Origin of the sequence: uncultured Slackia sp., from assembly GCF_944321625.1 — a bacterium.
Lineage (GTDB): Bacteria > Actinomycetota > Coriobacteriia > Coriobacteriales > Eggerthellaceae > Slackia.
The window spans coordinates 1-20,739 of sequence record NZ_CALUMA010000117.1 but is presented as its reverse complement, the minus strand read 5'-3'; the positions used below and the strand labels follow the sequence as shown (position 1 = coordinate 20,739).

Genomic DNA, 20,739 nt, shown 5'->3' with positions numbered 1-20,739 from the left:
CCATGAGTGAGTTCATCAATCAAGTGCCGCCGCAAGGCGGTGAGATTCCGCAGGTGCAGGCGGGTATGACGCCGCAGCCTGCGCCCCAGGGGTACGCGCAGCCTGCGCCGCAAGGATACGGGCAGGCGACAGGCGCTCCGATTCCAGCCGAAGCAATTCCGGGTGCTTCCGCCCCGCAGCCTACGCCGGGTATGCCGGCTCCCGGTGTTCCCGTCCCTGGCGCACTCTACGCCGACCCGCGTGAATCGGTGCCGGAAACGCTGCGCCCCGGCAAGCATCATGTGCATCACACCTATATCTGGCTCGGTGGCATCCGTGCGGCGCTTGCCACCATCGTTGCCATTGCGGTGGCGGGCTTCGGCAATCTGGTCGGAACCTTCGCCGATTCCGAGGCGTCCGACGCCGCAGACGCCGCCGCGTTCGGCATGATTCTGCCTTTCGTCATAGGCGGCATCGTGCTGTTCATCGTGCTCATTGTGGGCCTCATCTTCCTCATTCAGTGGCTCTCGTGGAAGAACCTCACCTACGAGTTGGGGCCTGACGAATTCACGCTGAATTCCGGCATCATCAGCAAGAAGCGCATGCACGTTCCCTACCAGCGCGTGCAGGCCGTGAACCAGAACGCCGGCTTGTTCCAGCGCATCGTGGGCGTGTGCGACGTGAAGGTAGACACGGCGGGCGGCGCTGCGAATGAAGGCGTGCGTCTGACCTATATGCGCACGTCAGAGGCCGAGGCCTTGCGCGCCGAGCTGTTCCGCCGCAAGAAGGCGCTGCTTGCGGGCGGCTCCGTGAGCGAAGACGGCACTGCTGTGGTGAACGGCGTCCCCTGCTATTCCGCATGGGCGATTGCCAGCATGGGGATGTATCCCCAGAGCATGCAGCAGACCGCGTTCGGATATGTGCTGTCGGGTGCTGTCGGGGTTGCGGGTCAAACGGCCGTGCCCGCGGGGGCTCAGGCGGGGTTCGGCGCTGCGGCCGCGACGGGCGTCGTTGTGTCCGGCGCGAATGGCGTTGGCGCGACGGGCCTTGCCGAAGACGAGACCAATGTGCTCGACGTGGCCGACGAAGTGCTGCAGGACGTGCGCGGCGTGTTTGGCGGCGCCGAGGTGGATACCGGCCAGGTGCAATACGAAACCGGCCTGTCCAACAAGGAGCTCTTGCTGGCCGGCGCATCCGGCGCGGGCGAGGGCTTGGGCCTGATTTTCGTGGGTATCGTCGCCGCAGTGGGCTCGGTGGCGCAGCTTTTCCAAGGCCTCATCGAGCGGGCCACTGAGGACTTCATCGTATCTGCCGTCGAGGGAGGCACGCTTGCCGAAAGCGGCGCCACCTTCGATTTGGTGGATCCCAATGCCGCGAGCTCGTTGATCAGCGGCGCGGCCGTGCAGATCATCCTGTGGGCATTGCTCGCTATCGCCGCGCTGTGGCTGCTGGCCGCCCTTGGCTCCGTGGTGCGCTACGGCGGTTTCCGCCTGCGCCGCCGCGAGGGGCGCGTGGAGGTGGAGTCGGGTCTCATCTCGCGCAGCTTCCACGGTGTGGACGTCGACCGCGTGCAATCCGTGGTGGTCAAGCAGAGCTTTATCCGTCGGCTCATGGGCTATTGCGAGCTCTCGGTGCTTAAGATTGATAGCGTCGTAGAGGCAAGCTCTGCCGATGGCTCTCAGCAGCAGTTGACGAAGGGCGTGATCATCCACCCGTTCGTCAAGTTGAGCCGTGTGCCCGAAATCATTCAGGGCGTGCTGCCGGAATTTGCCGATATGCCTGCCGAAACGCTCAAACCGGCGCCTGTTGCCAAGCGTCGCGCTATCGTGCGCATGGGCATCATCCGCAGCGCGGCGTTCTGGTTTGCGGTGTTCGTGGCGCTGTGCCAGGTGGGCATGGAGTTCACCATCACGCTGGTGCCGCTGGATGCCGAATCGCTGGCGCTGCTGACGGTCGTGCGCTACCTGATGTTCGCGTACTACGCCATCTTCGTGCTGGCGTTCGTGGCGAACGTGATCAACGCCATCCTGTGGCACCGCCGCAGCGGCCTTGGCTATGACCGCAACTTCATGAGCATGACCAACGGCGGTTTGGCCGTGACCACCACGTATACGCCGCGCAAGAAGATCCAGTTCGCCTACCTGCGCACGAATCCGTTCCAGCGCATGGCACACGTGGCCAGCGTGAGCGTGCGCACCGCGGCGGGCGTGGGCGGTACCACTGAGACGCTGTGGGATCTGCGCGAAGAGGACGCCGACGCCTGGATGGAATGGGTGCGTCCGCGCGGGGGGCGTGCACAAGTGGTGTCTGCAGAGCAAACCGGCGTTGCGAGCGTTGCCGACGCCGCCCAATAACGCCAATCCTCCACGGCATCAATCGCCTTCTAATCAAACGGTTTGATTCGATTTGATTAGATGAATAGAAGTGAATAGAAAAGGGCACGCTGCGTTCAGTTCCGCGGCGTGCCCTGTTTGCGTATGCGCTCGCGAGAGGGCAAACTCACTAAAATGATACAAATCTACTAACATATAAGCTTTATGGCGAGGCAGCTGTGCTAGACTTGCAGGAGCGTTATGACGCGCGGCATTTGGCACAAAAGATGAGGAGAGCGCATGTTTGACAAGGCGATATTCCAACTGCCTGGCGCGCGCCGCGCCATCGCCGTGCTCATTGCGTTCTCGCTTGCCCGCGCCCTACTCACGGTGGGGCAGGCGTTCTCGCTGGCATCGGCGTTTACTAACTTGTGGGGCGGAGCTCCCGTGCCCGACCAGGCCCCATTCGTTATCGGATTTCTCGTGTGCTTCATCGGCCGTCAGGGCGTGACCTGGGGGCAGGACGCTTACCTGGAGAAATTCGCCGCCGCCCGCGCCGACGAGCTGCGCGACCGTCTGCTGCGCACGCTATTCTCGCGCGGCACCGAGCTCACGGCGCAACGCGGCACGGGCAACCTGTGCTCGCTCGCGCTGGAGGGTATCGACCAGGTGGAAACCTATTTGCGCCTCATGATGCCCAAACTCACCAACGTGATCGTGGTGCCGCTCGTTCTGCTGCTGTGGATCTTCCCGCTGGACTGGGTTTCCGGCATCATCGCCCTCGTGGTGTTCCCGTTCATCATCCTGTACATGGTCATGCTGGGCTACACGGCCAAAAACGAGGCCGCGCGCCGCTACCGCGAGTTCGGCGTGCTGTCCAACCATTTCGTCGATTCGCTGCGCGGGCTGGACACGCTCAAGTTCTTCGGCCGCTCCAAGGCACGCGGGCGCGACGTGTTCGTCACGAGCGAGCGCTTCCGCGAGATCACGATGAAGACGCTGCGCGTGGCCACGCTTTCGGGTGCGGTGCTGGACGTGTTCGCCACGCTTTCGCTGGCTGCCGTTGCCATCATGTTGGGATTTCGCCTGGTAGATGGCTCAGTCATGCTGTTCCCGGCCATGTTCGTGCTCATTCTCACGCCGGAGTATTTCCGCCCTGTGCGTGAGTTCGCCGCCGATTATCATGCCTCGCTCGATGGCAAGAACGCCCTGGCCGATGTGCTGGAGGTTACCGGTCTGAATGAGGAGATGGAGACGAAGAGCTCCGCCTCTGCTGCTTCCGTTGCGGAAGAACCTTTGGTGACGGTGCGAGACGAGTCTCCCACGAACGCCCTGCATGACGAGGCGCCTGCGGTTGAGCCGTGGGGCGAGGGGTCCACGTTGGCCGTGCGCGGCGTGGGCTATGCGTATCCTGGCGCCGATGCCCCTTCGCTCTCCGGCATCACGTTTGACGTGCACGGATGCATGAAGGTGGGCATTGTGGGGCTTTCCGGCTCGGGCAAAAGCACGCTGCTGCGCCTGCTCGCGGGCTTCGCCCAACCGACTGAGGGCGTCATAACGGTGCTCAATGGCGTTGAGCGCGAGGCTTGCGGGGCAGATGCGAAGTGCCCGAGCGTGATGACGCCCGAAACGGGGACTTCGACCGTCAAGATGCTAAATGGAACGCCGCCAAATACAGCCGCGTCGAGCGCCCTTGTCTCGTCGCTTTGCAGCGAACGCTGGCGCGGCCAGGCGACCTATATCCCGCAAGACCCATACATCTTCCATGCCACCGTGCGCGAGAACATGACGTTCTACCGTCCCGATGCTTCCGAGGAAGAGATTCAGGCGGCGGTCTGCGCCATGGGTCTGCAAGAATTCATCGATTCGCTTCCGCAGGGGCTGGACACCTTGATTGGCGAAGGCGGTCGCGCGGTGTCGGGCGGCCAGGCCCAGCGCATCGCGCTCGCCCGTGCGCTGCTCGACCCTTCGCGTCGTATCCTGTTGTTCGACGAGCCCACCGCGCATCTGGATGTGGAAACCGAGATGGAGCTCAAGGAGCGCATGCTGCCCTTGATGGAAGGGCGCCTGGTGTTTTTCGCCACGCATCGTTTGCATTGGATGGCGAACATGAATTGGGTGCTGGTTGTGGAAAACGGCCGCATCGTCGAGCAAGGCGCGCCGCAGGAATTGGCCGCAGCGGGTGGCGCGTTCGCCCGCCTGGTCGACAGGATGCGCGGCGTGGAGCCGATGCGCGGTGCGGAATCGGTCGACGGGGAGGAGGCGTGCGATGAATAAGGACATGCTGAAATCCAACGCCGGGAAAGCTTCCGCGGCAGGGCAGGCGTCCAGCACCAGGCAGGCGTTTGCTGCCGAACAAGCATCCAACGCCGGGCCGGCATGCATGGATGGGCAGATATCCGCCGCCCCTGCCTCTATCTCCACGCATGACAACCGCAGCGCGTCGCAGTCTCCTTGGAAGGCGTTCAAGCGCGACCGGTGGGTGCGACCCTTCTTCGCGCGCTATAAGAAACCGCTGGCGGGCGCCATTGCGCTTTCCATCTTGGCGTATGCGTTTGCGGCGGGACTCATGTTCACGTCGGGCTACCTGATCAGCGGATCGGCCACGCTTCCGGCGTCGGTGCTCATGATGCACCTGGCGCTCATCGCCGTGCGCGTGTTCGGCTTGGGCAAACCGGTGCTGCAGTACCTCGAGCGCCTGACGTCGCACGATTGGATCCTGCGCGTGACCAGCAGCCTGCGCCTGCGGCTGTATCAGTCGCTCGAGGGCCAGGCGGGCATGAGTCGCGCGGTGCGGCGCACCGGCGACGTGCTGGGGCTTCTGTCCGAGGACCTTTCCCACCTGCAGAACATGTACCTGCGCTGCATGCTGCCCACCGTCGCGGCATGGCTTCTGTGGCTCATCGCCACCATCGCGCTGGGGGCGTTCTCGCCGTTCGTGGCAGTGGGCATGTTCGTGCTGTTGGGCATCCAGATGGTGCTTCTGCCGCTGATCGCCGTGACGGCGGGCGGCGCACGCCGCATGCGCATGAAGGCCATGAAGAACGAGATGTATGCCGAGCTCACCGACAACGTGCTCGGCGTGGCGGACTGGGTGTTTTCCGGCCGCTCCGACGAGTATCTGGCACGCCACGGCGCCGCCCACGACCGACTGCGCAATCTGCAGCGCCGCGAATCGCGGGCATCGCATTGGCGCGATATGGCGGGACAGGTGCTGTTCGGGCTTATCGCGGCGATGCTGCTGGTGTGGGCGGGCGCGCGGTTCGGCGGGGCGCCTGCCGCAGATGTGACCTCCGCCGCGAACTACATCGCCGCATTCGTCCTGTGCTTCTTCCCGCTGATCGAGGCGTTCGCGCCGGTGCCCGCTGCCGCTCTCGACGCCGTGTCGCATGCCGATTCGATCGGGCGACTGAATGATTTGCCTGACCCCGTAGGCGATTGGGGGAGCGAAGGCGCTGTCGATTCTCATGCCCCCGCCCCCTTGGATATTCGCCTCCAAGGGGTTTCCTTCACCTATTCCGGCGCCGACCGCTCGGTTTTGCGCGGGCTCGACCTGACGATTCCCCAAGGTCAGAAGATTGCCGTGCTGGGCCGCAGCGGTGCCGGCAAATCGACGCTCGCGGCGCTCATCCGCGGCGACTTGGTGCCCCAAGAGGGGCGCGTGACCATCGGCGGCGCGGACGCCTCAGCTCTCGGCGACGCGATGCCGCGCTACGTGGGCGTCATCCAACAGAACACCTACCTGTTCAACGACACGCTGCTTGCCAACCTACGCGTGGGCAATCCCGAAGCCACCGAGGAAGACGCCTGGCGCGTACTTGACCAGGTGGGGCTGCGCGAGATGGTCGAGCGTCTGCCGCAGGGCCTCGCCACCATGGTGGACGAGGCGGGCAAGCGTTTCTCCGGCGGCGAGCGCCATCGCATCGCGCTCGCACGCGTGTTGCTGCAGGATGCGCCCATCGTGATTCTCGACGAGCCTACCGTGGGACTTGACCCCATCACCGAGCACTCGCTGCTCGACACACTGCTCGCGGCGCTCGAGGGCCGCACCGTCATCATGGTCACGCACCATCTGCAAGGCGTATCCGCCATGGACCGCGCCGTGTTCGTGGAAAACGGCCGCATCGCCATCGACGGAGCTCCCCCTCGCCTCGCTCGCGAAAACGAACGCTACCAAGCCTTGCTTGCATTCGATCAGGGATTCTGATCGCCGCTTTTGTTGGGGATAACGAAATGGCTTTGTGGCAGGCATAGCCTGGGATAGCACGCTGCATGTCGTTTCAGAAAGGCAGAATAGGCTTTACTCGTCCAAGACGAGAGACGCTGATGCGGTGAGGAAATGAAACAAACGGCGATTCAGTGCAGTTTTCTGGTAGGTAGTCAGATAGTCTGACCAAATCTCCAGCATAATGCCAGTTCGCAGATGCGCATACGTCTGGCTGCTTGAGTTGCTCGCGAAAAACTGCACTGAATCGCCGCCTGTTGCTCTCCTGGTGCGGCACGAGAACATAGAGAAAGCCTTCATGCTGCAGTTTTTCTCGCTCTCCGAAAGTAAGCGCATTTTCGCGGTGTTGCGACCTGGTAAAACGCATGCGACAACGCTGGGCTACTTTGTGAGGCGGTGAAAAACTGCAGAATGAAGGGCACCCGCCCCTCCCAATGCGCTTTTGCGGCGTTTTGGTTACGGCTGCGTTGCGCTGCTTTTTGCCCGCGGGCGCGGTGCAGGCGCTGTGCTAGAATTGCCGGCATGACTACAGCTGAGAAACACATCGAAATCGCGGGCGCCAAGGAAGCGCCCGTTCGAGAACGTACCGCCTCATCGGGCGATTCCGCACATCAGCGCCGCGAGGACGGCAAGACAGGCGCACACTCGAAGCGCGCCTCCAACGCCTCTTTCTCGCTTTGCGAACGCGACCCCCATCCTTGGCAGCCCTCGCAGTTCGAAGACATTCGCCTGCGCAAGCCCGAACCTCAATCCAAGCAGGGCGTGAAGGCGCGCAAGAACGTGCGCGAATACACGCTGGGCGAAGAGGTGGCCAACTCCATCAGCCACGGCCTGGGCGTCATTCTGGCAATCGTCGCTATCCCCACCACCATCGTCGCCGCGGTGGCGCACCACGGCGGGGGCATCGCATTGGCGGCAGCGCTCATCTACTCGATCAGCATGCTGCTGGAATACTGCGCCTCCACGCTCTATCACGCGCTGGCGCACCCCGGTGCCAAAAAGATGTTCAAGGTCATCGACCACAGCTGCATCTACCTGTTCATCGCGGGCAGCTATACCCCGTTCTGCCTGGTCACGCTCATTGATTCGGGCGGCATCATCCTTTGCGCAATCGTGTGGGCGCTCGCTATCGTGGGCATCGCCATGGAGGCGTTCTGGGTGTTTCGTCCGCGATGGATCTCGGCGGTCATCTATCTGGCGCTTGGCTGGTGCGTGGTGTGGTTCTTGCCCGCGCTCATCGCTGCGCTGCCGCTTCCCGGCTTGATTCTGCTTGCCGCCGGCGGCGTGAGCTACAGCATCGGATGCATTTTCTACGTGCTCAAGAAGGTGCCGTACATGCACACGGTGTTTCACCTGTTCGTGCTGGCAGCATCCATATTGCAGTATCTATCGGTAGTGCTGTATGTATTGTAAGAGAGAAAAGGAAGAGAAACCCATGGATCCCGATTCCCGAAAACCCGCGTCCCTCTCCTCGATCGTCGATCGCCTGTTCAAGAAGGATCAGCGCGTCGAGTCCGAGGAAGACGAAATCCGCTCGGCGGTTGACGAAAGCGTCGAGCTGGATGCCGATGAGAAGCGCATGATTCACGATGTGCTCGACCTGGGCGACACGACGGCCGAGGAGGTCATGACCCCCCGCGTCGACATCATCGCGGTGGAGGACACCGAGACGGTGCGTCAGGCCATCGATCGTATGCGCGGCACCGGGTATTCGCGTCTGCCGGTCTACCACGATGACCACGACTCCATCATCGGCGTCGTGCGCTACAAGGATCTCATCGATCCGCTCCTGGACGACCGCGAATCGGATTGCGTGAAGGATTACGTGGCCGAGGCCATGTTTGTGCCTGAGAGCAAAAGCCTTTTGTCGCTGCTCAACGAAATGCAAACGAATCGTCAACAGATGGCCATTGTGGTGGATGAATACGGTGGAACTGCTGGTTTAATAACCACGGAGGATATCGTCGAGGAAATCGTGGGCGAGATCGTGGACGAGACCGACCCCGTAGACGCCGACATCACACAGGTGTCGGACAGCGAATGGGCGGTCAACGGCGCCTGCCCGTGCGAAACGCTCGAAGAAATGGGTTGGCCCGTGAAGCCCGGTGACGACTACGAAACGGTCGCGGGTTGGCTCATGGATACGTTCGATTGCGTCCCGCAGCTGGGCGACGAGTTCTCCGCCGACGGCTATTCGTTCAAGGTGCAGCGCATGCGTCGGCGCCGCGTATCGTCGTTGCGCGTGCGTAAGGTTGATGCCGCTTCCCAGGAAGAGGCGGAAACCGACCGTTAACGCCGGGACGAACCGATTGACGATACGGCCGGAGGCGATACGCTTCCGGCCATTTTTGTGCGTTTATATAACACGTGAAGTGGGGCTAGCGGCAGAAATTGCCGAAATCACGCCCCGCAAGACCTCCGCGCGCGAGACGCCGGAGACCGCATGATGAAAGGAGGCCCGCATGGCGAAGGAAGTCAAGCGCCTGTATCGCTCCGACGACGGCGTCATCGCGGGCGTATGCGCGGGAATCGCCGAGTATTGCGACATCGATCCTGTGATCGTGCGCATTCTGGCGGTGCTGCTCTCTATCTCGTCGTTCGGTGTCGTGGTGCTCGTGTACGTGCTGCTGTGGCTGGTCATGCCGCGCCGCGTGAGCGCGGGCGACCCCATCTCATGCGACGCGTATCTGCGCGTCGACCCCTGCGCTCAACCGGGGCCGTCTGCGCCGCCTGCTGGTTCGCGTCCCATTCCTCCTGTGGGCCATGACGCCCAGGCCGCCTATGCCGCCTCTGCGGCACAGCAGGCGGGCCAGGCGAGCCAAGCGCCCTACGCCGCCTACTACGAAGCGGTTGCTGCCACGGGGGCCCGCAACGCATCGAGTCGCGAAGCCGCGGCAGGCATGGGCGGCACCACGCGCGTCGTTGTGTGGGCGGGCGTGATTCTGCTGTTCATCGGCGTGGCGGCTTTGCTGAGCTCCATGGTCAACGAGGTGAGTTGGTGGCAGCTGTGGCCGTGCCTGGTCATCCTTGCGGGCCTGGTCGAGATGGTGGTGCCTTCGCGCCGCGAGTTCCGCATCCGCCGTTTTTCCCGTGGCATCGTGGTGTTCTCGCTGGGCATTCTTTTGCTGCTGATCACGATTCATATGCTTTCGTGGCAGACCATCATTCTTATGTTCGAAAAGCTCTGGCCGCTGCTGCTTATCGCGTTGGGAATCGACATCATCTCGCGCGCGGTGGGCAATGAGCTTCTGGCCCTCGCCGCGGCCCTGTGCGTCGTCGCCATGGTCGTGTGCGCTGCCACCGTGTTCGCGGTGCCGGGATCGCTCGAGCATCTGACGGTGTATTCCCCGCTTTTCGGCACGCATGTGTTCGAAGTGAACCCTTGGAATTAGGGGGGGGCGACTATGGCGGAATACGGAAACAAACACACAAAGCCGCAGCAGGCGGCCATCGTCATAGGCATCGTCTTGGTGCTGTTTGGCGTTTGGGGCTTGATCAACGCTGTTTTGCCTGGCTGGGTGTGGAATATGCTTGGTACCACCGTGCGCACTATATGGGGAATTCTCTGGCCGCTTGCCCTGGTCGCAGCGGGAGCATACCTGTTGTGGGGCGTGAAAACGGGCAAATTCTCCGGCTTCACGCAGGGCGGCGCATCGCGATCGCTGCGTCGCAGCAGGGCCGACAAGCGCCTTTTAGGAGTCTGCGGCGGCATCGCGTACTACTTTGGGATCGATTCCACCGTGGTGCGCGTCATGGCGGTCATCCTCCTGGTGCTGTTCACCCCGACGGCCATCATCGCCTACTTCCTGATTGCGCTGTTGGTTCCGTCGGCCTAACGGCCGCCGGAACTGCTCGGCGAGGCGCTGCGACGCTGCGCGGCAGCCTGACGGCCTGCTCCCTCTCGGGCGCGGAAGCGTGGGACTAAACAGGCCGCTGGCCTGTTTACTGTCGCTCACGTACGAAGTACGCTTCGCTCCTCGTTCAAGGCGACTCGACTCGTCAGACTGCCGCTCGCTGTTTCGTCCTGATTCCGGGGGGGTTTGGAGATTAATTGACTCCATCGATTTTGCCTCGCGTGCCCGCTCGCTATTTCGTTCCGTGTCTCAGGAAATTTTCACTCGTCGCCTTAATCCGATCCCACAAAACTTACGCGGTCATCTGTTTCGCGCCCACTCTTCATCATCAAACCGTCACACTTTACAAACAACTGAAAGACCTGTTCGGCTCGTATTCGATGCCTTGCGCGGCGCCGCTCACGAGGTCAAGAGTTTGCCTCCTGCCTCACTTCTGGGGTAAAATATCCCAGTTTTGACAAGCAATAACGCACGACAGCAATCACACCCCACAACTTCAGCACGCTGTCAGCCCCGCGCTTTTCCGGCGGGGTCTATTGCGTTACGGCATTTGGAGGATATTTGGCTCGCAAGGCATCTCATACTGGGCGCAAGCGCCGCGTTCTGCCCTTCGTGGCAGGCGCGTTTTCGCTCGTCGCGCTCGCTGTGGCGGCTTCAGCGTTCATGCTGCAGCCGGCTGTCGCGTCTCATGACGTCGATAGCACCACGGTGGGCATCGGAAGCCTGCAGCGTAGCGTGACCGAGGACGACGCTTCGGCGCAGCCCGCTAAGGATACGCCCATCGCGTCCGACACCAATACGCTCACTTCCGCATCTACGCGCACCATCACCGTTAAAGACCCCGATCCGGTCATCGTCATCACCGCGTATGACGAGACCAACCCGAACACCGTCGACGCCGCTATGAAGCTGGGCACCACCGACCCGCTGCCCACCGCGCCGCACATCATCCCCGATGAGGATGACGGCTGGTCGGTTGGCTCCGCCTCGGCATACAGCTTCGCCGACAACGACGACGGCAAGGGCAACTTCGGCACCGACGTCACGGCATCGGGCGTGCCCCTGACCGATTACGGCCTGACCGTCGCCGTGCCGCAGTCGCAGTCCCACCTGATCGGCCATGCTGTTGCCATTCGCTACGGCGAGGCCATCGTGGTGGCCACCGTCACCGATACGGGCGGGTTTGCCGGCTACGGCCGTGCGCTCGACCTGGCGCCCGGCGTGTGGAAGCTCTTCGGGGCGACCGACGTGCACGACTGGGGCGTGCGCGACGTGTACTACAAATTCCTGTAGGCGTGTGCCGCAAACCGATGCGAACCGCGCCGCAAGGCTATAGATTCCTGTAAGATGCGCCTAGGCGCATCTTTTCATTTCAGGTAGGGGCGCAAGCCCGACAAGGAGGAAAACGCCGTGGCCAATGTCATCATCGTAGGGTGCGGTCGCGTTGGATCGCAGCTTGCCACCATGCTGTCCGAGAACAACGCCAACGTATGCGTGGTGGACCGCAAGGCGGAGGCGCTGTCCAACCTCAGCCGCAACTTCAATGGCACCACGCTGCAGGGCGAGGGCTTTGACGAGGGCGTGCTGGTGCGTGCCGGCGTCGAAGAGGCCGACGTCGTGGCGGCCGTCACGTCGTCCGACAGCGCCAACTTCATGGTCGCCGAAACCGCGCGGCGCATTTTCCACGTGCCCCACGTCATCGTGCGCCTGTACAATCCCGCCCGCGAGCGCGCCCACATGCAGCTGGGCCTGGACTACGTATGCGGCACGTCGCTCGTCGCCGAGGAAGTGTTTTCCAAGGTCATGTCCGGCCATGGAAGCCATCTGGACTCCTTCGGCGAATTCGAGATTCTGCGCTTCTCGTTCAACCTCGAGGGCACGGGCCTTAAGCAGATGAAGGTCGCCGATCTGGAGCGCAGCCATGACATCCGCATCGTGGCGTTTGAGCGGCGCGACGGCAGCGCGAGCTCCATTCCCTCGCGCGACTCGGTGCTCTACCACGGCGACGGCGTGGTGGCCTGCATCCGCCACGACCTGCTGGGCGAGTTTTCGAAGTTCATGCAATAGGGTGAGCATGCCGGCGGCATGCTCCGTTTCCAATGAGACGCCCGAGAGGGCGGTCCTACTCGTGTTCGAGCGGGACATTCGAAGCGCGAGAAAAGGAGCGATTCGATGTACATTGTGATTATGGGCGGCGGCAAGGTTGGCGAATACCTGGCAACCGTCATGCTCGACCAAGGCCATGAGGTGGCCGTCATCGAGCAGACGCGGGAAACCGCCGACCGCCTGTCCATTGAGCTCCAGGGCCAGTATCTGATCATCCAGGGCGATGGCACCGACTCCGACTTCCAGGAGGACGCCGGCATCAGGCATGCGGACGTGTTCGTTGCCGTGACCGGTCGTGACGACGACAACCTGCTGGCGTGCGAGATCGCCACGCGTGTGTTCAACGTGCCGCGCTGCATCGCTCGCGTGAACAACCCCAAGAATCGCCGCATCTTCAACATCGTGGGCATCGAGAGCGTGTCATCGACCCTGCTGATTGCCAACATGATCGAGGAGGAGGCCCTGATGGGCAGCGTGGGCGTGGTAAGTGCCCTCTCGCGCGGCGACATCGTGCTGTTCGAGATGAGCGTGCCTGGCCGCATGCGCCATTTCAATCCGGAAGAAGGCGTGCCGGTGGACGCCCTGGACATGCCCGAGGGCTCCTCTATCGCCGCCATCGACCGCCTGGAAGAGGGCGAGGCGGAGGTTGCGACGCCCGATTCGATTATGTACCCGGGCGACAAGGCCGTGGTCGTGGCGGAGCGCGACGTGGTGGAGGACGTGCGAGAACTCTTCAAATCGCTGTAGAGCCGCTCGCGTTTGCGGTAAGATTCGATTTGTGGATTTGAAACTTTGCGGTGTGCCAACCCTTTGCGGCATCGCAGCGTTTATTGCGTTCTTCCGCTGTTCGGAAGAACGAAGGAAAGGACAGGGAAGATCATGATCGGTCGTTACACGCGTCCCGCGATGGGCCATATCTGGGAGCCCGAGAACAAGTTCGCCATTTGGAAGGAAATCGAGCTTCTGGCGTGCGAGGCCCAGGCCGAGCTCGGCCAGTGCGGCATCACCAAAGAAGAGGCCGCCTGGATCCGCGCGCACGCCGACTTCCGCGTGGAGCGCATCGACGAGATCGAGGCCGTGACCAACCACGACGTCATCGCTTTCCTCACCTGCATGAAGGAATACATCGACGCCGACGTGCCCGAGGGCGAGGAGAAGCCCTCCCGCTGGGTGCACTACGGTATGACCTCCTCCGACCTGGGCGACACCGCGCTGTCGTACCAGATCACGCAGGCGCTCGACATCATTCTGGAGGACGTGAAGCAGCTGGGCGAGACCTGCAAGCGCCGCGCGTTCGAATTCCAGGACGCGCTGTGCGTGGGTCGCACCCACGGCATCCACGCCGAGCCCATGACGTTCGGCATGAAGTTCGGCAGCTGGGCGTGGGCCCTCAAGCGCGCACAGACCCGCCTGCAGCAGGCGCGCGAGGTGGCTGCAACCGGCGCCATCAGCGGCGCGGTGGGAACCTATTCCAGCATCGACCCGTTCATCGAGCAGTACGTGTGCGAGAAGATGGGCCTCACGCCCGACCCGCTGTCCAACCAGGTGCTGGCGCGCGATCGCCACGCCCAGGTCATGGCGGCGCTCGCCGTGACTGCCTCCACGCTCGAGAGCATCGCGCTCCAGGTGCGCCTCATGCAGGAGAGCGATGTCATCGAGGCGGAAGAGCCGTTCAAGAAGGGCCAGAAGGGCTCTTCGGCCATGCCCCACAAGCGCAACCCCATCACGGCGGAGCGCGTGTGCGGTCTGGCGCGCGTGGTCAAGGCCAACGCACAGGTGGGCTTCGACGACGTGGCGCTGTGGTTCGAGCGCGACATCAGCCACTCCGGAGCCGAGCGCGTGGCGCTGGCTGACAGCTTCATCGCGCTGGACTATATGTTCGGCAAGATGCAGTGGATGCTGGACGGCCTGCAGACCTACCCCGACAAGATGGTGCTCAACCTCAACCGCACGCGTGGCCTGATTTTCAGCTCCAAGGTGCTGCTGGCGCTGGTGGACACGGGCATCACGCGCGAGGACGCGTACGTGATCGTGCAGCGCAACGCTATGGCTGTGTGGCACGACATCCAGAACGCCGTGGACGGCCCCACCTATCGTGAGCGTCTTGAGGCCGATCCCGAGGCCAACCTGACGCCCGAGAAGCTGGATGAGATCTTCGATCCCTGGGCGTTCCTCGGCCACAAAGACGTGGTGTTCAAGAAGCTGGAGACTCTGGAGTTTTAGAAGTTCCACCGTTCTGCCGAACGGCGGACCGCCCGAAGGCGCTTGCGCCGTTGCGAAGTAGACGAAAGCCCTCTCGGCCATCTGGCCGGGAGGGCTTTCTGCATTTGCCGTTAGGCAAATGCATTGGACGAAATGCCGAATGGATTTGCCTTTCTTCGCCGAAGGAATCTGGAACAATAGGAAGAAGATTGAGGGCGGCTTGTGGGATTATGCCGCTTTGCGGGCAAGGGGTGACTCTTTCGAGTGAACGGAATCAGGGCTTTCCTCCCTTTGGGCGAGGCTGGGTTTCCCATTTTGCGGAGCGAGACCATGCCTGAGCCCATCGATTACCAAAATGACTCGTCGGTGAAGGAGCAGCTATGCTTTCGGACAAGCTCATGCGGCTTCGAAAGAAGCAGGGTTTAAGCCAACAGGAGGTTGCCGCAGAGAGGCTTCCAAAGTGCCAATTTGCGACGAATTGACGCGGCTTTTGCGCATGTTTGGCGAGGGGCGAGTATGGTGAGTGAGTTATTTACCATGCGCATACGCCGAAAGGAATGCTCGATGACTGTGATTCGTCCTGCCGTACGTACCGATTGCGCATTCGTCTACGACCTCATCTGCGACATGGAGGCAGAGGAGCTGCCCTATGACGAATTCACGCGCATCTTTGCCGAGCAGATGGCAGACGGCCGCATGTTGTGCCTGGTGGCAGAGGACGACGGCGAGCCCGTGGGTTTCATCAACCTGCGCATGGAGCGACAGCTTCACCACGCAGCTCGCATTGCCGAAATCATGGAATTGGTGGTGGCGTCGGGTCATCGCAGCGAGGGCATCGGCGCACAGCTGTTCGAGGCTGCATGCAGGGCTGCACGCGCCGCAGGGTGCATCCAGATTGAGGTTGCTTGCAAACAACACCGCACACGCGCACATGCATTCTACGAGCGCCAGGGCATGGAAAGCACCCATTTCAAATTCTGTAAACAGGTGTGGTTTCGCGCATGAACATGCATGTGTCTGTGCCTGTCAGTTTTGCTGAGTATGTAATCCAGTTCGCGGTGCGTGATATCGCGGCTGTCAATTTTGTCGAGTATGTAATCCACCACGCAGTATTTTTCCGAGTTCGGAAGGCTTTCACGGCGGAAAATCTCTAGTTCATTCGCAAAACCCGAGGTCGAATTTCACGCCAAGACCAGATGTTGCGCCATCGGTTGCTTGGCATTGAAAAAAATCTTCGAAAATGGGTTACATACTCGGCAAAACTGGCAGTCACCCTAAAATCAACGCGATTATGGATAACATACTCGCCAAAATTGACATGCGCACCATTCGTGCTCTCGATTAAAGCAGGGCAGTGCGCTGCCAATCGGCGCACTGGGCGATTAACGCCGCCGAGCGCTTCGTCGCGCTACGCCTCTGCGTACCTCCACACGCGCACAAGGGTGTGGCCTTCTCCATCAGAACCCTCTTCAGCGGGCATGCCAATGTAGGTGACCAAGGTGTCCGTAGTGCCGGTCACGGCCAGATATTCGCCGAAATCATCGCATCCATCAGGGCATTCGATGGTAAACATGGTGCGCGAAGCGACATCCACGCCGGCCACCGACATGGTTGATTTCACGATGAGATAGGGACCCGCCCACGCGGGTGCGGCGGTAGGGGTGCGTCCAAAGCGGAACCACGATCCCCCGTTGGCACCGTTCTCATCCACGGGCACGTAGGTTCCAATCTGCGAGATGCCATCGCCGTAGCTGTACCATCCATCGAACGAGAACGTGAAGCGTCCGTTGACGTAGCCCGCCTCGAGCGGCTTCATGGAGCCCGGCAGCGTGAGCGAATCCATCATCTGGCCGCTTGCCGCATCGATGAGCGTGAGCTGGTGGTACACGCCCGAAACGCTCAGGCGCGGCGTGATGACGATGCCATCGCCCGTAGAGTACGGCGGCGTGCTCATGCGTCCAGTGGAGCGCCAGATTTCCGCCACGTCGGACTGGCCGAACGATGCCGCTTTGAGCAGCGAATCCTCCGTGGACGCCGGGCCGTTGGCGTCGGGCAGCACCTGCCAGAACGCCCTGCCGCTCGCAACGGCGATAGAGGGAATCTCGTATGCGCTTTCTCCCTGGTCAACCAGCACGGGCGACCCGAGGGATGAACCGTTATGAGTCGCCTGGTACACGCGCCACTGGCCGGTCAGGCAATTCGCCTCGGTCCAGATGACGCCTGAATCGTCGCAGCACGCTTCGTAAATGTCGAAGCCGCGTTCCTCAGAAGCGGGGCTTTCGAGCACCGTTTCGCAGGTGCCGTCCGAAAGCGAGAGCAGTCCAACCTGCGTCAGGGGCGACGCCGAATCGGTGGGAAGCAGGCATGCGGCGCGCGAAGCGCCCGGGGTTGCCCATACGAGCGTGCCGTAGGGGAGCTTGAATTCACCCTCAAGCTGCATGGGGCCGTTGTCGTCCAGGACGTTTTCTGCGGGAATGTCGTCCAGCGTGAACACGGCGTCTTCGGCGACTTCCAGCGTGGTCACGTCGTCGTCATCGCCGCCGCCAACCATGCTTGCGACGCCCACGCCTACTGCGGCCACGCCTGCCACGCCGGCGCCAATCAGAAGCTGACGTCGCGTGAGAGAAAAGTGCCCGCCTTCGGGCAGGGAGATGCTTACTTGGGAATCAAGGGTGCTTGCCGCGTCGCGGATGCTGGGCCTGCCGTTGACGCCGGATGCCTTGTCGCCCGCGCCGCCCACTGAGGAAAGCGGACTCAGCGACACCTTGCCCGCGCTTGCCATGCTGTTGCGCACGCTGGGGGCCTGCGCGTGCCTGGGGCGGGGAGACGCCCCGCGTGCATGGCGCGGCGCTTTGCCGCCGCCTAGGCGTGCAGAACCGGTGCGGCTCGATCCCGCATGCGCGGAGCCGGCACGCCTGGTGCTTGAACCTATCTTTGAGGAAGTCCTGCCCATCCCCGAACCAGAGCGTGCGGATATACCGCGCGACGCCGCCGAACGGACGGAGCCTGCGCGCATGGAACGACGTGGTGTGGGCTTTTTCTGGGTCATAGCGGCTTATTATGTCGTTTTCTCGCCCAAAGCTTCGAGGGTTTCTTCCAAATCGTTACAATAAACGCAAACCGTGTGCATGAACGCGGGTTACAATTGAGGCCAGAACAAGGCTTAAAGCGCGCGCGATGGGTTCGCCGCGCTAGGGGAGCGCCGCTTCCCGAATAGTGTTGAGGAGTGCTTATGAGCAACGAAACCCGCCGTATCCTGCTCGTCGAAGACGAAAAGGCCATTCGCGACGCTGTGGCCGCGTATCTCGAGCGCGAGAACTACTGGGTCACCGCCGTGGGCGACGGCCAGGAGGCGCTCGAAGAATTCTCCAAGCATCATTTCGACCTGGTCATTCTTGACCTCATGCTTCCGCGCGTTCCCGGCGAGCGCGTGTGCCGCGCCATCCGCGACAACTCCGATGTGCCCATCATCATGCTCACCGCCAAGGGCGAGGTCGAGGATCGCATCATCGGTCTGGAGTTGGGCGCCGACGACTACCTGGTGAAGCCGTTCAGCCCCCGCGAGCTGGTTGCCCGCGTGCGCGCCCTGCTGCGTCGCGTCCACGCCGATTCCGAGCCTCAGCGCGAGGTGCTGGAGTTCGGCGAGCTCACCATCGACGTGTCGGGCCACAAGGTGCTGGTCAACGGCCAGGAAGTCGATTTGACCGCCAGCGAGTTCAAGCTGCTTACCACGCTGTCCCGCTACCCCGGCCGCGTGTATTCGCGTATGGAGCTGGTGGAAAAGGTGCTGGGCTACGACTTCGAGGGCTACGAGCGCACCATCGACTCGCATGTGAAGAACCTGCGCGCCAAGATCGGCGACAACCCGCGCAACCCCAAGTGGCTGCACACCGTGCACGGCGTGGGCTATCGCTTCGAAGACCCCACCAAGCAGTAGGCGGTTACGCGACCCATGCGTTCATCAACCGACCGCTCTAAAGACAGCTTCACAAAGCGCGTCCACGCGTGGCTTTTTGGCTTTTCGTACACGACGCGCGTCACCGTTACCTTCGCGCTCATAGCTGCAATGACCGCCATTGTGGCTATGGGCGTGCTTTCGTATGTCTGGGAGCAGCACTTCCAAACATACACGCGCGAGAACGTGCAGGAGCTTGCCGACGCCACGGCGTCGAGCATTGCCGATGGCTATGAGAATCGCTATTCCTCCATCATCGATGGCATCAAGGAGACCGGCGAGGGTGAATATCCGCCTTTGAGCGGCGAAGATGTGGGATCCGCCCAGGCGGCTCACACGCTGCAGCCGGGCATGGGCATTCAAGTGGCCACGTCGGACGGCAACGTGATTTACGACTCTTCCGCCGTGGCGGCCAACGAGGGCCCCGGCGGCAAGGGCGGCTCCGTTTCGCTCGCGCCCGATTCCGGCGACAAGATGGCTACCGCGTCTATCACGGTCAACGGGAAGACCGTCGGCACCGTGCACATGTGGGTGTATGGTTCCGAGATGCTTCTTTCCAAGGCTGACCAGGCGTTCCGCGATCAAAGCTACCAGGCCATGGCGCTTGCCGCCGTGCTTTCGGTGGTGCTGGCCTCGTGCATCGGCTTCCTGTTCGCGCGCGGCCTGGTGAATCCCATCAACCTAATGACCAAGACCGCCAACGCCATCAAAGAGGGCGACCTCTCGGCGCGCACCAACCTCCAGGGCGATGACGAGATTGCCGAGCTGGGCAAGACGTTCGACGCCATGGCCGAAAGCGTTGAGAAGAACCAGCAGTTGGAGCGCCGCCTCACCATGGACGTGGCGCATGAGCTGCGCACGCCGCTCATGGCGATTCAATCGACGGTTGAAGCCATTGTGGACGGCGTGTTCGAGCCCGACGCCGAGCGCCTGGGCACCGTCAACGCCGAGGTCCAGCGCCTGAGCCGCCTGGTGGATGCGCTGCTCAAGCTGTCGCGTCTGGAAAGCCGCTCCACTCCCATGAGGGAAGAGGTCATCAACGTGGGCGAGCTCATTCGCCCGCTGGTCATGTCGCACGAAGCGTTCGTCAACGACGCCGGCTTGGTGCTCGAATATGACGCCGAGGACGAGGTCATGGTGTACGGCGACCGAGACATGCTACGCCAGGCGACCGCAAACCTGATTTCCAACGCTGTGCGTTACACGCCGGCTCCGGGCACCGTGTCGGTCAAGGTGCGCAAGGGCGACATCATGGCGTCCATCTCGGTGCGCGACACCGGCATAGGCCTGTCGCCCGAGGAATGCAAGATGGTGTTCAACCGCTTCTGGCGCGCCGAAGAAAGCCGCGAGCGCCAAAGCGGCGGCTTGGGCATCGGCTTGGCCGTGGTGAAAGAGATCGTCGACCGCCACGGCGGTTGGATCCAGGTGGAAGGCAAGAAGGGCGAAGGCGCCTGCTTCACCATCCACATCCCGCTGTATGATTACTCGCGCATCAAGGCGCAGAAGGAAAGGGAAGAGAGAAAGGCTTCCAAGGATTCGAAGGGCGGCAAGGGAAAAGGGAAAGGCCCTAAGTCCAAAAACCCCGGCAAATCCGGCCCCATCTCCAAAAGGAAAGAAAGGTAGGAGTCGATGAATCCCATCACCATCAAGCCCGACGCACAGGGGAAGGTGCGCGATCTGTACGATTTGGGCGATAAGCTCCTGTTGGTTGCCACCGACCGCATCTCGGCGTTTGACTACATCCTGGAAGACGAGATTCCCTGCAAGGGCAAGGTGCTCACCCAGATCAGCTGCTTCTGGTTCGAGCTGCTTGAGGGCGTGGTGGAAAACCACCTGATCAGCGCTGACGTGGCCGATCTGCCCGAGGAGTTCAAGCCGTGGTCCGATTACCTGGACGGCCGCTTCATGCTGGTCAAGAAGGCCAACATGTATCCCGTGGAGTGCATCGTGCGCGGGTACCTGACCGGCAGCGGCTTCAAGGACTACAAGAACACCGGCAAGGTGTGCGGCATCGAGCTGTGCGCCGGCTTGGATAACTCGGCCAAGCTGCCTGAGGCGGTGTTCACGCCTTCCTCCATTGCCAAGATTGGCGACCACAACGAGAAC

General features: G+C 62.1%; 17 protein-coding genes. 16 read left to right on the top strand and 1 reads right to left on the bottom strand.

Annotated features, from left to right (window positions below; all coding sequences use genetic code 11):
- Positions 1-2: 2 nt before the first annotated feature.
- The 12 genes from Q0J60_RS09705 (at position 3) to Q0J60_RS09650 (ending at position 15,683) form a co-directional block, all read left to right on the top strand.
- A complete protein-coding gene (locus tag Q0J60_RS09705; RefSeq protein WP_294441020.1) occupies positions 3-2,333 on the top strand; it encodes a PH domain-containing protein in 2,331 nt (776 codons plus the stop codon).
- Between the two features lie 258 nt (positions 2,334-2,591).
- Positions 2,592-4,568: a thiol reductant ABC exporter subunit CydD gene (gene cydD / locus Q0J60_RS09700; RefSeq protein ID WP_294441018.1), complete on the top strand. Its 1,977-nt coding sequence runs from the start codon at positions 2,592-2,594 to the stop codon at positions 4,566-4,568.
- Complete coding sequence (gene cydC / locus Q0J60_RS09695; protein WP_294441016.1) at positions 4,561-6,498, top strand: thiol reductant ABC exporter subunit CydC; 1,938 nt, start codon at positions 4,561-4,563, stop codon at positions 6,496-6,498. Before cydD ends, cydC begins: the two co-directional genes overlap by 8 nt.
- A gap of 540 nt (positions 6,499-7,038) precedes the next feature.
- Entirely contained in the window at positions 7,039-7,929 is an 891-nt protein-coding gene (locus Q0J60_RS09690; protein ID WP_367178837.1) for a hemolysin III family protein, read from the top strand.
- A 22-nt stretch (positions 7,930-7,951) separates the two neighbouring features.
- Entirely contained in the window at positions 7,952-8,809 is an 858-nt protein-coding gene (locus Q0J60_RS09685; RefSeq protein WP_294441014.1) for a hemolysin family protein, read from the top strand.
- A gap of 169 nt (positions 8,810-8,978) precedes the next feature.
- A complete protein-coding gene (locus Q0J60_RS09680; protein WP_294441012.1) occupies positions 8,979-9,908 on the top strand; it encodes a PspC domain-containing protein in 930 nt (309 codons plus the stop codon).
- Positions 9,909-9,920: 12 nt separating this feature from the next.
- Positions 9,921-10,352: a PspC domain-containing protein gene (locus tag Q0J60_RS09675; RefSeq protein WP_294441010.1), complete on the top strand. Its 432-nt coding sequence runs from the start codon at positions 9,921-9,923 to the stop codon at positions 10,350-10,352.
- Between the two features lie 630 nt (positions 10,353-10,982).
- Positions 10,983-11,663: a hypothetical protein gene (locus Q0J60_RS09670; protein ID WP_294441008.1), complete on the top strand. Its 681-nt coding sequence runs from the start codon at positions 10,983-10,985 to the stop codon at positions 11,661-11,663.
- A gap of 117 nt (positions 11,664-11,780) precedes the next feature.
- On the top strand, positions 11,781-12,437 hold the full coding sequence (locus tag Q0J60_RS09665) for a TrkA family potassium uptake protein (protein ID WP_294441006.1): 657 nt from the start codon (positions 11,781-11,783) through the stop codon (positions 12,435-12,437).
- A 105-nt stretch (positions 12,438-12,542) separates the two neighbouring features.
- Complete coding sequence (locus tag Q0J60_RS09660; RefSeq protein WP_294441004.1) at positions 12,543-13,223, top strand: TrkA family potassium uptake protein; 681 nt, start codon at positions 12,543-12,545, stop codon at positions 13,221-13,223.
- Positions 13,224-13,355: 132 nt separating this feature from the next.
- The gene (purB, locus tag Q0J60_RS09655; RefSeq protein ID WP_294441002.1) at positions 13,356-14,699 is read left to right on the top strand and encodes an adenylosuccinate lyase; all 1,344 of its coding nucleotides are present in this window, start codon (positions 13,356-13,358) and stop codon (positions 14,697-14,699) included.
- A gap of 543 nt (positions 14,700-15,242) precedes the next feature.
- On the top strand, positions 15,243-15,683 hold the full coding sequence (locus Q0J60_RS09650) for a GNAT family N-acetyltransferase (RefSeq protein WP_294441000.1): 441 nt from the start codon (positions 15,243-15,245) through the stop codon (positions 15,681-15,683).
- A 403-nt stretch (positions 15,684-16,086) separates the two neighbouring features.
- Here Q0J60_RS09650 and Q0J60_RS09645 read toward each other — a convergent pair whose 3' ends face one another.
- A complete protein-coding gene (locus tag Q0J60_RS09645) occupies positions 16,087-17,472 on the bottom strand; it encodes a hypothetical protein (protein ID WP_294440998.1) in 1,386 nt (461 codons plus the stop codon).
- A 124-nt stretch (positions 17,473-17,596) separates the two neighbouring features.
- On the opposite strand from Q0J60_RS09645, the gene Q0J60_RS09640 reads away from it, so the two are divergent.
- The 4 genes from Q0J60_RS09640 to Q0J60_RS09625 form a co-directional block, all read left to right on the top strand.
- Positions 17,597-17,791 (top strand): hypothetical protein, encoded by a 195-nt coding sequence (locus Q0J60_RS09640; RefSeq protein WP_294440997.1) that lies wholly within the window; start codon positions 17,597-17,599, stop codon positions 17,789-17,791.
- Positions 17,792-17,910: 119 nt separating this feature from the next.
- Positions 17,911-18,615, top strand: coding sequence for a response regulator transcription factor (locus Q0J60_RS09635; protein ID WP_294440995.1), 705 nt, complete (start codon positions 17,911-17,913; stop codon positions 18,613-18,615).
- 15 nt (positions 18,616-18,630) lie between these two features.
- On the top strand, positions 18,631-20,256 hold the full coding sequence (locus tag Q0J60_RS09630; protein ID WP_294440990.1) for an ATP-binding protein: 1,626 nt from the start codon (positions 18,631-18,633) through the stop codon (positions 20,254-20,256).
- 6 nt (positions 20,257-20,262) lie between these two features.
- On the top strand, positions 20,263-20,739 hold a 477-nt coding region (locus Q0J60_RS09625; RefSeq protein ID WP_294440987.1), incomplete at its 3' end, for a phosphoribosylaminoimidazolesuccinocarboxamide synthase.

What these genes read in the sequence shown, in the direction of transcription:
- Q0J60_RS09635 (WP_294440995.1), top strand. Translation starts at nt 17,911, where the DNA reads ATGAGCAACGAAACCCGCCGTATCCTGCTCGTCGAAGACGAAAAGGCC.
- Q0J60_RS09680 (WP_294441012.1), top strand. Translation starts at nt 8,979, where the DNA reads ATGGCGAAGGAAGTCAAGCGCCTGTATCGCTCCGACGACGGCGTCATC.
- Q0J60_RS09660 (WP_294441004.1), top strand. Translation starts at nt 12,543, where the DNA reads ATGTACATTGTGATTATGGGCGGCGGCAAGGTTGGCGAATACCTGGCA.
- Q0J60_RS09705 (WP_294441020.1), top strand. Translation starts at nt 3, where the DNA reads ATGAGTGAGTTCATCAATCAAGTGCCGCCGCAAGGCGGTGAGATTCCG.
- Q0J60_RS09690 (WP_367178837.1), top strand. Translation starts at nt 7,039, where the DNA reads ATGACTACAGCTGAGAAACACATCGAAATCGCGGGCGCCAAGGAAGCG.
- cydD (WP_294441018.1), top strand. Translation starts at nt 2,592, where the DNA reads ATGTTTGACAAGGCGATATTCCAACTGCCTGGCGCGCGCCGCGCCATC.
- Q0J60_RS09630 (WP_294440990.1), top strand. Translation starts at nt 18,631, where the DNA reads ATGCGTTCATCAACCGACCGCTCTAAAGACAGCTTCACAAAGCGCGTC.
- cydC (WP_294441016.1), top strand. Translation starts at nt 4,561, where the DNA reads ATGAATAAGGACATGCTGAAATCCAACGCCGGGAAAGCTTCCGCGGCA.
- purB (WP_294441002.1), top strand. Translation starts at nt 13,356, where the DNA reads ATGATCGGTCGTTACACGCGTCCCGCGATGGGCCATATCTGGGAGCCC.
- Q0J60_RS09650 (WP_294441000.1), top strand. Translation starts at nt 15,243, where the DNA reads ATGACTGTGATTCGTCCTGCCGTACGTACCGATTGCGCATTCGTCTAC.
- Q0J60_RS09675 (WP_294441010.1), top strand. Translation starts at nt 9,921, where the DNA reads ATGGCGGAATACGGAAACAAACACACAAAGCCGCAGCAGGCGGCCATC.
- Q0J60_RS09685 (WP_294441014.1), top strand. Translation starts at nt 7,952, where the DNA reads ATGGATCCCGATTCCCGAAAACCCGCGTCCCTCTCCTCGATCGTCGAT.